This window comes from Kribbella sp. NPDC050124, assembly GCF_044460355.1.
Taxonomy (GTDB): Bacteria; Actinomycetota; Actinomycetes; order Propionibacteriales; family Kribbellaceae; genus Kribbella.
In genome coordinates this window covers 1-13,605 of record NZ_JBITJU010000013.1, presented here as the reverse complement: position 1 = coordinate 13,605, position 13,605 = coordinate 1, and the positions used below count along the sequence as shown (strand labels likewise).

Here is a 13,605-nt window from a genome sequence, read left to right as displayed (position 1 = left end):
TACTTTGTACGAAACTGCTATGGTCCGGGGATGGAAAAGTCCGCGCCAACTCGGCAACAGCGCCCGAGGCTCAGCCGCGACCGGGTGCTGGAGGCCGCCGTCGCGGTCGCGGACGCGGGCGGGATCGGCGGGCTGACGATCCGCTCGCTGGCGCAGGAGCTCGGCGTCAAGCCGATGTCGGTGTACTACCACGTGGCCAACAAGGAGGAGATCCTCGACGGGATCGTCGACTACGTGTTCAGCCAGATCGACCTGCCGTCCGCCGACGGCGATTGGCGGACCGAGATGCGCAAGCGTGCGGAGTCGGCTCGCCAGGTGCTGCGCCGGCACAGCTGGGCGATCGGACTGATGGAGTCGCGGACGTCGCCGGGACCGGCGACCCTGCGCCACCACAACGCGGTCCTCGGCACCCTGCGGGCGGCGGGATTCTCGGTGGAGAAGACCGCGCACGCCTATGCCCTGCTCGACAGCTACATCTACGGGTTCGCCATCCAGGAGGCCTCGCTGCCGTTCGAGGGTCCGGACAGCGTGGCGCAGGTCTCGGAAGCGATCATGGAGCGGTTCGCGACCGGCGAGTATCCGCACATGGTCGAGATCGCGACCGAGTACACGAACAAGGGCGGGTACGACTTCGGCAACGAGTTCGAGTTCGGCCTGACGCTGATCCTCGACGGTCTCGCGCGCGCTTGACCCTCCGGTCGACGCCGTCCACGAGGCGATCAGTACGGCGGGTCACGAGATCGCGCTGAGCCTGCGCAGTGAGGACTTCGGCCAGCGGCACTTCATGACCGTCGACCCGAGCGGCACGCTGGTCGACGTGATCACCCCGATCCCGCCGTCGGCCGAGTTCGCGGCCGCGTACGCCCAGTCCGCGTCCGACTGATTGGCCCCTGGAATCGCCCGGAAAGTGGACCAGGGATCTGGGCCGATCTCCGCCTAGCGTGGAGGTATGAGCACAACGACGCGGCGGGTCAAGCTCGCCAACCTGGCCCCCGACTTCTACCAGGCGATGATCGCGCTGGACGCGGTCTCCGACACCGGGCTCGACGCCGGCCTCGCGCACCTGGTCCGGATCCGGGCCTCCCAGCTGAACGGGTGCGCCTACTGCACCGACATGCACTCCCTCGACCTGCTGCAGCTCGGCGACAACCAGCAGCGGATCAGCCTGCTGCCGGTCTGGCGGGAGTCGCGCAAGTTCTACTCCGAGCAGGAGCAGGCGGCGCTGGAGCTGACCGAGGCGATCACCTTGATCAGCGTCGACCACGTCCCCGACGAGGTGTACGACGTCGCGGCGAAGGCGTTCGACGAGAAGGATCTGGCCCGGTTGATCGCCCTGATCATCACCATCAACGCCTGGACCCGGATCGGTGTCACCGGGCGGATGGAACCCGGCCACTACAAGCCGAGCTGACCGGCATGCCCACACAAGCCGCAGTGTTCCGCGCCATGCACCACGCCGGTACGCCGTTGGTGCTGCCGAACGCCTGGGATCCGGTCAGCGCCCGGATCGTGGCCGAGGCCGGATTCCCCGCGATCGCGACCAGCAGCGGCGCGATGGCCCGGGTCCTCGGGTACGACGACGGTCAGCTGACCCCGCCGGAGGAGATGTTCTCGGCGGTGGCGCGGATCGCTCGCGTGGTCGACGTACCGGTGACTGCCGATCTGGAGGCGGGGTACGGCCTGCCTGCCAAGGAGTTCGCCGAGCGGCTGCTCGAGACCGGAGCGGTCGGCTGCAACCTGGAGGACTCGGTCGGCGACGTGCTGACCGAGCCGGCGAAGCACGCGGACTACCTGGCCGAGGTTCGCGCGACCGCGGGGGCGGACCTGGTCATCAACGCCCGGATCGACAGCTTCATCGCCGGCACATCCCGTGACGTCGCCGAGGCGGTCCGGCGGGGTCGCGAGTACCGCCGGGCCGGAGCCGACTGCACGTATCCGATCTTCGCGCCGATCGACGTCCTGCCGGAGGTGGTCGCCGGGATCGGTGGGCCGATCAACGCCCACGCCGCACCGGATGGGCCGACCCCGGCCGAGTTGGCCGCGGCCGGCGCCATCCGGATCTCGTACGGCACCAGCGTCCACCGGCACCTGATGGACGTGCTCCGTCAACTGCTGCCCTCGCTGAGCTGAGGAGAGTGGGGCTGCCGCTCAGGGCAGCCCCAGCTTCGCATCAGGTCAGTACCAGCCCTTTCGCTTCGCGTGGTACGCGACCACACCGCCGGCACACCCGGCGAGGCCCCAGCGGAACCACTTCTTCTTCAACGCCTTCCAGCCGTTCTTGATGGTGTCGTACGACATCACGCCCAGCCCGCCGACGACGCAGGCGCGGACGTACTTGTTCTTGTAGACCTTCTTGCCGAACCGCCAGACCTTCCGGACGTACTTGTTCTTCCGGATCTTCTTCTTGGCCTGCTTCCACTTCTTCTTCAGCCACTTGGCCGCGCACTTCTTGCTGAAGCACGGCCACTTGCCGTCCAGGTCGGTCTTGTCGACCGGGTCGGCGCAGGCGTACTCGTAGGCGTTGCAGCCGCCGTTCAGCACCGGGTCCGTCTGCAGGAACCGGCCGGTCACCGGGTTGTAGAGCCGAACACCCATCAGCACCAGACCGGACGGCGCATCCGCGGCCCGCTGCTCGGCTCCGAGCCAGCCGTACCGCTGCTTGCCGACCGCCTCGGCGTCGGTGGGTACGCCGTACTCCGTGGACCCGGAGGTGGTCGACAACCCGTCTTCACCGGCGTGGATGGTCGCCACGATGTCGCCGGACAGGTCGGAGACCTGCCACTCCGGCACACCGGAGTCGCTCTCGAAGATCGCGGTCAGACCGGCCAGACCGGGGATGACGCGGGTGTAGCGGTCCGCACCTTCCTGGGTCCAGGCCGGGCTGTCGTTGTCGTCGTCGAAGTGCTGGACGTTCTGCACCAGGCTGCCGGTCACGTTGTCCGTCCAGGAGCGGACCCGCTCCCCCATCACGTCGATGGTGTAGTCGGTGGTCCGTCCGCCCTGGCTGATCGTGTCCACCAGGTCGTTGGCGTGATAGGTCACTGTCGTGTCACCGGCTGCCGCAACACCGGTGTCGATTGCCGGCACTGTGGTGGTGCGGCCCAGTGCGTCGTACTGGTAACCCGGACTGGTCGTCCGGCTGGCCGTGTCGTACGTCCAGGTCCGCGACGACGCAGCGGTCGTCGTTTGGCAACTGCCGTCGGCAGCGGGACCGTACTCGGTGACGCTGTTGCGGTCGCTCGCTGCGCTGAGCCCGTACACGCGGGTCACGCACTGCTCGCCGACGGTCTGCTCGACCTTGGTCACCCGACCGGCGTTGTCCTGCGTGTAGACCTCGCTGGACAGCGTGGACACCCGCTTGGCCGTCTGACCTTGCGCCGACCAGCTCAGCACCTCCCGGAACAGCGTGCAGTCTGCAGCAGCGCAGCCGGGCTTGCTGTAGGTGATGCCGGCCTTGTCACCGTTCTCGTCGTACGTCGTGTCGACCTTGACGCCGTTCGGCCAGGTCTCGCTGACCAGCTTGCCGTCCGGGTCGTAGCTGCCGGTGTAGACACCCGCCTGGCTGTCGTTCACCGAGGTGGTCATGCCCCGTGCGTCGTAGCCGTAGGTCCTGGTGGCTTTCCCGTCGTTGCTGGTCGCCGGTCGCGACAGCAGGTCGTAGGTGGTCACCGAAAGGTTGCCATCGGCATCCTTGTACGACGTCAGCCGGCCGAGCGTGTCGTACGTCCGCACGACCTCCGCGACCACTGTGCCGCCGGACACGGACTGGGTCCGCAGCGTCTGGCCCGACACCGGGTCGTACACGTTCCGCTTGGCAGGCACCGCCGTACCGGGACCGGTCACGCCGGTCTCCAGCACCCGTCCGGCCGCGTCATACGTCGTCGTGGTGGTGCGCAGCGTTCCCGCGCTGGTCTTCTCCGTCTCCGTCCGTTCCTGGTTGTACATGTCGTACGTCGTGACGACCGCCGGGATCTCCGGTCCGGTCGCTGCCTGACCGCCCGGCTGCGATCGGCACGGCAGGTTCGCCCACTCCGGGCGCAGGTCGCACTCTGCGTAGCCTGACCCCGAGGTGGCCCGGTAGTTGATCGTCTTGCGGGTGGCCGGCGTGTTGGTCGTCGTACCACCCGCCGGCCCGGTCGTGCCCGTCACCAGGCCCGTCACCGGGTCCAGCGTCGTCCGCTCGGTCTGACCGAGGCCGCCCGGGTCTTTGGTGACCACAGTCGGCTGCCGAAGCGTCCAGTTGTAGGCCGTGGTCGTCGTACGGCGGTCAGCCTCGACCGCCGTACCATCGGTGCCCCAGACCCGGACCGCGAGCTGCTCTGTGGTGACCAGGTTGAACGGACCGCCACTGGTCGGCGCACCCTGGTCGTAGACGTTGCGAGTGAGCTGACGGCCGCGGGTTGCTGTGCCATCGGCCAGCCGTACGTCGGTCTCGGGTGCGAGCACGCTCTCGAGCCGGACACCGTCGAGCGAGTAGAGGTTGACGGTCGAGTAGCTCTGCGCGAGCGTCTGCTCGGCCACGTCGCCGTCGCTTGCCGACTGGTTCAGCGCCCGGGCTCGGTTGGCCGCGGTGAGCTTGCGGACCTCGTTGCCGAAGGCGTCGTACCAGGTGGACGAGATGTGGCCACCCGGCTGCGCCTCGTTGACCTCACGCCCGTTCGCGTCCAGGTAGCTGACGGTCGCCCGCTCGTAGCTGGAGCCGTTCGGGATCTGGTCGGCGGGGAAGACCGCGGTCGCGTCCGTCGGCGCTTCCACCTGTCCCCAGCGCTTGGTCTGCGCCGGTGACAAGTCGTTCGGTGCGCCTGATCCCGACAGCGGCACCTTGTAGACGACGGTCTCTACCGCGGTACCGGCGGACAGCGCCGACCGCGTCACCTTCTGCAGACGACCCGCGCCGGGGTCCGTGGCCGTCGTCGTGTAGCTGAACTGCGCCGGCTCCTCACCGGCAGGCTGCACCGAAGCCAGCACACCATCGGCTTGGTAGGTGTACGACTCCTTCGCCGCAGCCCCCACCCGTGGGTCCCAGGTGCCGCGGAGTCGTCCGGTGGCGTCGTACTCGTAGGCAGCCATCGGCACGGTACGCATCGCCGGCGTCGCCAGGTCCGGATCCCAAGCAGTGAAGGAGATCTGCTTCACCCGTCCGGCGTAGTCACCCAGCGTCGAGCCGCCGGCAGTGGTCGTCGTGGCGTAGGTGAAGGTCTGGGCCCGGCAACCGCGAGACAGCGTCGCACAGTTGACTCCGTCCGGCACCGGCGCGATCACGCGGGTCGGACGGACCACGTCCAGACCGCCGACGGTCACCTTCTCCCACGCGTACGTCGTGGTCTGGTTGCTGCCGGGCAGTGTGGTCGACGTCGGGAAGTACTTCCCTGCTGCGGCGCCAGTGACCTTGCCGAACACCACGATCGAGCCTTGGTCGTCGGTCAGCCGGTACGTGTCCGTGGAGCTCGTGTAGGTCAGCTTGAGCGTCTCCTGACCGACCTCAGGGTCGAAGTTGATGCCGTCGCGGGCGGTGAAGCCGACGACATCGCCGTCCGGCGTACCGACCTGCAGCAGCGAGCCGAAGACGTCCAGCGAGGTGTACGGCGTCTGCGCCTCGTCAACGATCGCACCGGAGATCCAGCCCGGCCCGAACATGCCGGACGGGTCCGTCTTGGCCGCCTGCCGGCTGTTGTAGGTGCGGCTGACGGTCAGGTCGCTGCCGTACGAGTCCACCGACACGTCGGTGTCCGTCAGCGTCAGGTTGCCGGTCAGCAGATTGACCTCACCCGGACCGATCTCCTTCGACGCCGCGGTCGCCAGGTTGCGGTCGAAGGTGATCTTCACTGCGCCCGAGTTGGCCGCCGTACCACCGGTGAATGCTCCGCGGAGCTGCAGGGGGCCGTCGCGCGGGATTGACTGCGCGTCGACCGCGGCCAGGGTCGCTTCGATGTCCCAGTTCAGCTTGGGGAACTGGCCACCGCCACTGGTCGGCAGCGGCCAGGTCACCGCAGCACCGCCGGCGGCCTGGGTCACGTGGGCCGCCGGGATGGTGGTCCACGTGTCGGTGTCGCCGCGCCGCCACTGGTAGGTGACACCGGTCGCCGTCGACCGGCCAGCACCCGTGATGGCGGTCTTCGCCGCACTGATGTCACCGGCCTTCGGCGTCAGCACCGCTCCACCACCAACAGAGAACTGGTACGCCGTCAGCGGTGACCGGTTGCCTGCGCGGTCACGGGTCCGGACCCACAGCGTGTGCGGTCCGTCCGCGGTCGGCGTGATCGAGACCGAGGTGGTCGCACCCAGACTGGCCGCGTTCACTACCTCGTCCGGCGGGTTCGAGTCCACACCGTACTCGTAGGCCGCCACGTCGCCGACTCCTGAGGCGCCGAAGGTGAAGGTGCCCGCCGTACCTGCGCTGCCCGACCACTCCGCGACCGGGTACGTCGGCGACGAGACCGTCGGCGCCACTGCGGGGGCCATGGTGTCCACGGTGAACTCGCACCAGTTGGACCACGCGCCGGCCGTCGTACCGTCGCTGCCCTGGACGCGCCAGGCATAGCTGCCGCCCTCGGCGAACACGCCGTCGGGGATGTAGGTGCCGAGCCAGGAGCCGGATGCGCCGGGGCCCTCGGTCACTGTGGTGCTCGTCGCCGCGCCGACCTGCTTGTACTCGAAGTTCGCGTAGACCTGGGAGCTCAGTCCGTCGCTGACCAGTGCGCGCAACTGCGGCGTCGTACTCGAGATGTACGGGCGGGTCGCACCGGTCGCACAGGTGGTGTCCGGCGCCGTCGCCATCGCGTCGACCGCCGTCTTGGTCTGGTAGGTGATCGTGACCGACGGCGGGTTGGCCGCGGCCTCGCGGGAGGCGAACCGCTTCCAGCCGTAGCTGTCGCTCTCACTCGCGGCCTTCACCCCGATGCTGGTCTTCGCCAGCTTGGCGGTCGCCGTGTGCTGGAACGCCGCGGTCACCGGGATCGTCACCCAGCCGTCGCCACAGGACGAGGAGAAGCCCTTCGTCTGCGTCGACGTACCCACTCGCTCGATCCAGGTCGGCTGGTTGGACCAGCGGACCGCGTTGGTGACGTCCGGGGTGCGCCACGCCTCCCAGCCCTTGGCCGTGCAGGAGAACGAGTGGTGCTCCCACAGATTCAGCGTCGCGGCCTGGATCTGCTTGTCCCACAGCCATTCCTGGTTGTCGAACCGCAGGTACGACCGGGCCTTCGTGGACCCACCGTCGTACGTGCCGAGCTTGAGCTCGGTCGCCCCGGACTGGTCGGAGGTGTAGGTGTTCTCGACGAACGCGTCGAAGCTCGCACCCGCGCTCTGCGACGGGTCGATCGTCACCGGGTACACGGTCGCCGGGTGATTCAGGAACGCCGCGTCCGGGGTCAGCACGAGCGCCTTCCCGGCCAGCGCGAGTCCGACCGGCGCCCGGCGGACGTGCTCACCGGAGGCCTCGTCGACGGTCGCGTCCCACATCATCGGCGCGGGTACGTCGTACGCCTGCCGACCGGCGCGGACAGTGAGACCGCCCTTGCCGTCCGGCTTGGCCGTCAGCCCGCCTTCCATCGTCCAGGGCATCCGGATCTGCTTGAGCTGCGCCGCGGCGGCCCGGTTCTTGACCAGCAGGTGCTGCTCATAACCGGTCCGGGTGGCCTCGACGACCAGGTCGACGCCTGGCTTGACCTCCCGATAGGTGGCCGTGGCGCCGTCCAACTCCGGGGCGGGCAGCGGGCCGGACCAGCCGAGCGCGGAACGCTTGCCTTCGGCACCTATCGAGACGAGTTCGTGGTCGCCAACGCCTGCCGGACCGGACAGCTTCAGGCCGTACGGGTGGGCGAGCGACTCGATCGTGCCGTCCGGTCGGCGGACCAGCGACACGTCGACATCGATCCAGGTGCCGGAGTCGCTGCGCATCCGGACCGGGCCGGACGCCATGGTCGCCTCGATCCTGCCGTCGGGCAGTGCGCGGAACTCGGTCGTCTCGGTGGTCCGGCTCGTGATCAGCACCGGCTTGCCGGTGATCCGCGCGGTCACCGCGGCGGAGGCGTCGTCGGGGCGCTCCAGCGGCACCTCGGAGGCGGTTGTCGGGGCGGTTTGGTCAGTCGGTGCGGCCTCGGCATCGCCGGTCTCCTGGAGGAGTCCGGCGACCAGGGCCAGGCCGACGGTGACACCGATCCAGCGCGCCGATCGGCGCCCCGGATAGACGCGCAGCAGGCGCGATCTCGGGAATGCGGACATGGCGGACCTCTCTTGCGTACCGTTCCCGGGCACGGCACAGCGGCCGGGAACGCCGGCAGGGGCCGGCGCCTCGGCGACGGGGGCGGTCGTGGCCGGGAACTCGGGGCGGACGTCACCAGCGTGCGGCGGAACGGGGCGGCGCCGACAGGGAAGAAGTGGACAAGTTCCCTAACTGGCCACGTTCTTCACGGGTGGTCGCCCAGTAGGCCGAGGCGTTGGGCGGCGGCGCCCGCGGCGAAGCGGGTCGGTGCGTCGACGAACTCCATCACCGTCGCGATGTGCCGCCGTACCGTCCGAACGCTGAGTTTCAGGTGCCGTGCGATCGCCTCGTCCTTCAACCCGTGCACCAGCAGCGCGAGGACTTCCTGCTCGGTGGCGCCGAGTCCCTTGGTCTCCGCCGACCGCGCCGGTACGACGGGAGTCGCCGAAGCCCACAGCCGGTCGTAGTACTGCGTGAACGCGCCGATCAGCACGGACGACCGCACCAGCAACGCGGCCGTCTCCCCGTTAGGAACCAGGCCGATCAGGGCGAAGTGGTCGTCGACGATCACCATCCGGGTCGGCAGCGTCCGGACGGTCCGGACCTGCACTCCGGCCTCGACCGCGGACCGCACCGCCTCCGCACCCCGCGGGTCGGCGACGAAGTCCGGCGTACACAGCTCGCGGAAACTCATGCCGGAGCACTGGGCGTTCAGCTGAGACGGCAACGGCAGGTCAGGATCGTCGACGGTGATCGAGCGGTAGGCGCACTGCACGGTGTGAATGGACGTCTTCCACCGTTCCGCGATCTCGTTGGGGTCGGTCAGCACCTGCGCCAGCACCGAGGACACTTCGCCGGCCGACCGGTCGTGCAACTGCAACTGGTGGACTTCGGCGGCCGCGACGTACCCCTGCAGCAGGCGATCATGCTGCTTGGTGACCTCACGGTGCACCTCGGTGAGCAGACCGGTCACCGCGATCAGCGAGTCGACCGGACGCAGTACCTCGGCGGCCGGGCCGCGATGCAGGTAGGCGAGGTGCCGATCTACCAGCTCCTGATCGACCGGGTGGCCTTCGCGGGCCGGACGGCCGCCGGTGACGGTCAGCTCGAGGTACGCGTCCGCGACGTCGTCCGGCAGCACTTCCCGAACCAGTCGCTCGTGCTCGGACGGTTCGTGCAGACGCCGGCTGAGGCCGGCAGTTGTGTCACCAACCACCTGACATCCCCCCACCACAGTCAGCCACCACTCGGTGGCATTCAGTTGTGGCGAAAAAGCTACCAAAGACTTCTGCGATAAGGTAGCTATCCTTCGTCAACTGCCGGTGGAATTTCACCCCAGGACAGCTGCCAGGTCCACCGGTACGACGACCCCGGCGCCAGCGTGATCGCCCCGCCGGTGCTGTGGAGGTAGTGCTCGCCGGTGCTGAACGGCTGACCTTCGAGCAGTTGGACGGTGAGACCAGGGTCAGCCGGATCGCGGTACGGCGCGCTGACCTTGATCGACTCGATCTCGATGGGCTCGGTGCTCGTGTTGCGGATCTCGTACGTCTCGATCCACTGCTCGCCGAACCGCCGGCCGATGCGGACCTCGAGCGGACCCAGTTGGTGCAGCACGTCGATCCCGCTCTGCCGCCACCGCACCAGCACCGGATCGTCGAAACGGTGGCCGCCCTGGTTGGTCGTGACGACGCCGTTGCCCCACACTCCGTGGTCGAGCAGCAACTGACGGCCGTCCGGGTGGACCGCTTGATCGACCGCGCCGTCGTCGGCGACGTACGCCGTACCCGCGCCGCATCCGAAGATCTCCACGATTGGTCAACCTATCGATGTCGAGAACCGGGTACCGGGTTCGTCCCCCTGGTGAGTAGCCGCTCACGAAAGGACGCGAACCATGAACAAGAACCAGATCGCCGAGATCCTCGCCAAGCCCTATGCCCAGGAGCTGCTGTACGGCCCCGAGCCGGCCCGCTTCGCCTACACCGCCCTCGACGGCGACCCGCGGGTGGTCCCGATCGGCTTCTGGGTCGACGGCGACCGCCTCCAGATCGCCACCGTGCCGAAGGCGGCCAAGGTCGCCGCCCTCCGCAAGAACCCGGCCGTCGCGATCACCATCGACAAAGGCGCCTTCCCGCCCAAGGTCCTCCTCCTCCGCGGCACCGCCGACGTCGAACTGGTCCAAGGCATCCCCCAGGGCTACCTGGAAGCCGGCCACAAGGTGATGACCGACGACCAGTACCCCGACTGGAAGTCCGGCGTAGAAGCCCTCTACGACGAGATGGTCCTCATCACCATCACCCTCACCTGGGCCAAACTCCTCGACTTCGAAACCACCCTCCCCAAAGCAGTAGAAGACCTAATCCAGGAGAAGGCCGGCTAGCACCTGGGGCGTCGGCCGGTCAGGACCACCACTTGCCGGAGCGGGAGAGGGCGTCGGGGGTTTGGTTGGTGGTGTCCAGGGCGTCGAGGGCGGAGACGGCGGCCTCGTCGAGTTCGAAGTCGGTGACGGCGAAGTTCTCCTGGATACGTTCGGGGTGGGTGGACTTCGGGATGACCGAGAGGCCCTTCTGGATCGCCCATCGAATCAGGACCTGCGCGGGGGTGCGGCCGAGGGCTGAGGCGATCTGGCCGACGACGGGGTTGTCGAGGTGCCGGCCGGTTCCCAGTGGGCTGTAGGCCTGGGCGATGACGCCCGCTTCCTCGCAAGCCTCGACCAGGGCCCGCCGGTACTCGAACGGGCTGAACTGGATCTGGTTCACCGCCGGCGGAATCTGGGCCACCTTCAGGAGCTCCTGAAGCTCCGCGGTGCTGAAGTTCGAGATCCCGATTCCCTTGGCCAGGCCCGCCTCGCTGGCCTTCTCCATTCCGGGCCACGCCCAGGTCGGCCCGCCCTGCGGCCAGTGGATCAGGTACAGGTCGACGTACTCGGTCCCGAGCCGCTCCACACTCCGCTCGGCCTCGGCCAGCGGGTCGCGGCTGCCCGGGTAGAACTTCGTGGTCAGGAAGATCTCCTCCCGCGGGACACCACTGGCCCGGATCGCCCGGCCCACACTCGCCTCGTTCCGGTACGCCTGCGCGGTGTCGATCAGCCGATACCCGCTCTCGAGCGCCGCCGCGACCGCCCGCTCACACTCCCGCCCGTCCCGCACCTGCCAGACCCCCAGCCCCAGCACCGGAATCTCCGCCCCGTTCAACAACGTCCGCGTCACCTGATCAGCCATGCACCACATCTACCACCCCACCAGATTGGTCAGAGCTTGTTGGCGTGGCGGATGACTTCTACTACGTCGGACATCATGCCGGTGAGGTCGTAGTCCTTGGGTGTGTAGACGGCGGCTACGCCGGCTGCGCGCAGGGCTCGGGCATCGGCGTCGGGGACGATGCCGCCTACTACTACGGGGACGTCTTCGAGGCCGGCTTCGCGGAGGCCGGCTACTACCTGGGGGACGAGTTCCATGTGGGAGCCGGACAGGATGGACAGGCCGACGCAGTGGACGTCCTCGGCGACCGCGGCGGCGACGATCTGTTCGGGGGTCAGCCGGATGCCCTGGTAGATCACCTCGAAGCCGACGTCCCGAGCGCGTACGGCGACTTGTTCGGCACCGTTGCTGTGTCCGTCGAGCCCGGGCTTCCCGACCAGGAACCGCAGCCGTCCGCCGAGCTCCTCAGAGGTGACGGAAACCTTCTCCCGGACGGCCGCGATCGCCTCACCACCGGCCGAGACACCGACGGACCCGGAGACCCCGGTCGGCGCGCGGTACTCGCCGAACATCTCCCGCAGCACCCCGGCCCACTCCCCCGTCGTCACACCGGCGCGGGCGCACTCGAGAGTGACCGGCATCAGGTTGTCCGTGCCCTTCGCGGCCTCACGCAGCTTGCCGAGCGCGGTCTCGACCGCCTTTTCGTCCCGCTCGGCCCGCCACGACCGCAGCGACTCGAGCGCGGCGGCCTCGGCGGCCGGGTCGACGGTCTGGATCGCGGTGTCGAGGTCCGCGGTCAGCGGCGACGGCTCGGTGTTCTCGAACTTGTTCACGCCGACCACGATCTGCTCGCCGGACTCGATCCGCTGCCGGCGCTCGGCGTGCGACGCGACCAGCGCCTGCTTCAAGTAACCGCTCTCAACGGCCGCGACCGCACCGCCCATCGCCTGCACCCGGTCGATCTCCTCGCGTGCCCCGGCGACCAGCGAGTCCACCTTCGCCTCGATCACGTACGAGCCGTCGAAGATGTCGTCGTACTCGAGCAGGTCCGACTCGTACGCGAGGATCTGCTGCATCCGCAGCGACCATTGCTGGTCCCACGGGCGCGGCAGGCCGAGGGCCTCGTTCCACGCCGGCAGCTGGACCGCGCGGGCGCGGGCGTTCTTCGACAGGGTGACGCCGAGCATCTCGAGCACGATCCGCTGCACATTGTTCTCGGGCTGGGCCTCGGTCAACCCGAGTGAGTTGACCTGGACGCCGTACCGCAGGCGACGTGCCTTCGCATCGGTCACGCCGTACCGCTGCAGGGTCAGCTCGTCCCACAACCGCACGAACGCGCGCATCTTGCAGGTCTCCTCGATGAACCGCACCCCGGCGTTCACGAAGAACGAGATCCGCTGTACGACGTCACCGAACCGCTCCTGCGGTACCTGACCGGCATCGCGAACCCGATCCAGTACGGCAATCGCCGTCGACAGCGCGAACGCGAGCTCCTGCACCGGCGTCGCACCCGCCTCCTGCAGGTGGTAGCTGCAGATGTTGATCGGGTTCCACTTCGGCACGTTCGCGACCGTGTAGGCGATCAGGTCGGTGGTCAGCCGCAGCGACGCGTCCGGCGGGAACGCGTACGTGCCGCGGGACAGGTACTCCTTGACGATGTCGTTCTGCGTCGTGCCGGTGAGCTCGTCGGGCAGCGCGCCCTGCTCCTGCGCGGCGACCTGGTACAGCGCGAGCAGCCACATCGCGGTCGCGTTGATGGTCATCGAGGTGTTCATCTGCGCGAGCGGGATCTGATCGAACAGCGCCCGTACGTCGCCCAGGTGCGCGATCGGCACGCCGACCTTTCCGACCTCACCCTTGGCCAGCGCGTGGTCCGCGTCGTACCCGGTCTGGGTCGGCAGGTCGAACGCGACCGACAGCCCGGTCTGGCCCTTGGCCAGGTTCCGCCGGAACAACGCGTTCGACTCCGCCGCGGACGAGTGGCCCGCGTAGGTCCGCATCACCCACGGTCGATCCTTCTCGGTCGCCATGTACCCGAGAGTAGGACTGTGTTCCCTTGTGAGTCCCCTCCTCGTGACCCGTGTCACCAGGGGTCTGGGTCACAGTAGGTCGTGTCTGACGGTCCAGCGCCGTAGCGAGCAGGTGCTCGGTGCGGTAGCTCGGCGTGCTGGAGTGAAGGCCTCGATGTGGTTTCATCGTGGCCTT

General features: G+C 68.5%; 9 protein-coding genes. 4 read left to right on the top strand and 5 right to left on the bottom strand.

Annotated elements, in window-relative coordinates:
* The first annotated feature begins 30 nt into the window (after positions 1–30).
* From ACIBL3_RS27030 to ACIBL3_RS27020, 3 genes are all read left to right on the top strand, one after another.
* Positions 31–690: a TetR/AcrR family transcriptional regulator gene (locus ACIBL3_RS27030; RefSeq protein WP_396356383.1), complete on the top strand. Its 660-nt coding sequence runs from the start codon at positions 31–33 to the stop codon at positions 688–690.
* 259 nt (positions 691–949) lie between these two features.
* Positions 950–1,411: a carboxymuconolactone decarboxylase family protein gene (locus ACIBL3_RS27025; protein WP_396356382.1), complete on the top strand. Its 462-nt coding sequence runs from the start codon at positions 950–952 to the stop codon at positions 1,409–1,411.
* 5 nt (positions 1,412–1,416) lie between these two features.
* On the top strand, positions 1,417–2,130 hold the full coding sequence (locus ACIBL3_RS27020) for an isocitrate lyase/phosphoenolpyruvate mutase family protein (protein ID WP_396356381.1): 714 nt from the start codon (positions 1,417–1,419) through the stop codon (positions 2,128–2,130).
* A gap of 45 nt (positions 2,131–2,175) precedes the next feature.
* On the opposite strand, the gene ACIBL3_RS27015 is transcribed toward ACIBL3_RS27020, so the two are convergent.
* The 3 genes from ACIBL3_RS27015 to ACIBL3_RS27005 form a co-directional block, all read right to left on the bottom strand.
* Positions 2,176–8,223, bottom strand: coding sequence for a DNRLRE domain-containing protein (locus tag ACIBL3_RS27015; protein WP_396356380.1), 6,048 nt, complete (start codon positions 8,221–8,223; stop codon positions 2,176–2,178).
* Positions 8,224–8,408: 185 nt separating this feature from the next.
* Positions 8,409–9,419 carry a response regulator transcription factor gene (locus ACIBL3_RS27010; RefSeq protein ID WP_396356379.1) on the bottom strand — a complete coding sequence of 337 codons (1,011 nt, stop codon included), beginning with the start codon at positions 9,417–9,419 and terminating at the stop codon, positions 8,409–8,411.
* A gap of 86 nt (positions 9,420–9,505) precedes the next feature.
* Entirely contained in the window at positions 9,506–10,012 is a 507-nt protein-coding gene (locus tag ACIBL3_RS27005; RefSeq protein WP_396356378.1) for a hypothetical protein, read from the bottom strand.
* Between the two features lie 82 nt (positions 10,013–10,094).
* Here ACIBL3_RS27005 and ACIBL3_RS27000 point away from each other — a divergent pair, with 82 nt between their 5' ends.
* On the top strand, positions 10,095–10,580 hold the full coding sequence (locus tag ACIBL3_RS27000) for a pyridoxamine 5'-phosphate oxidase family protein (RefSeq protein ID WP_396356377.1): 486 nt from the start codon (positions 10,095–10,097) through the stop codon (positions 10,578–10,580).
* 19 nt (positions 10,581–10,599) lie between these two features.
* Here ACIBL3_RS27000 and ACIBL3_RS26995 read toward each other — a convergent pair whose 3' ends face one another.
* Together ACIBL3_RS26995 and ACIBL3_RS26990 are read right to left on the bottom strand one after the other, a co-directional pair.
* On the bottom strand, positions 10,600–11,421 hold the full coding sequence (locus ACIBL3_RS26995) for an aldo/keto reductase (protein WP_396356376.1): 822 nt from the start codon (positions 11,419–11,421) through the stop codon (positions 10,600–10,602).
* Positions 11,422–11,450: 29 nt separating this feature from the next.
* Complete coding sequence (locus ACIBL3_RS26990; protein ID WP_396356375.1) at positions 11,451–13,430, bottom strand: methylmalonyl-CoA mutase family protein; 1,980 nt, start codon at positions 13,428–13,430, stop codon at positions 11,451–11,453.
* Positions 13,431–13,605: the final 175 nt, after the last annotated feature.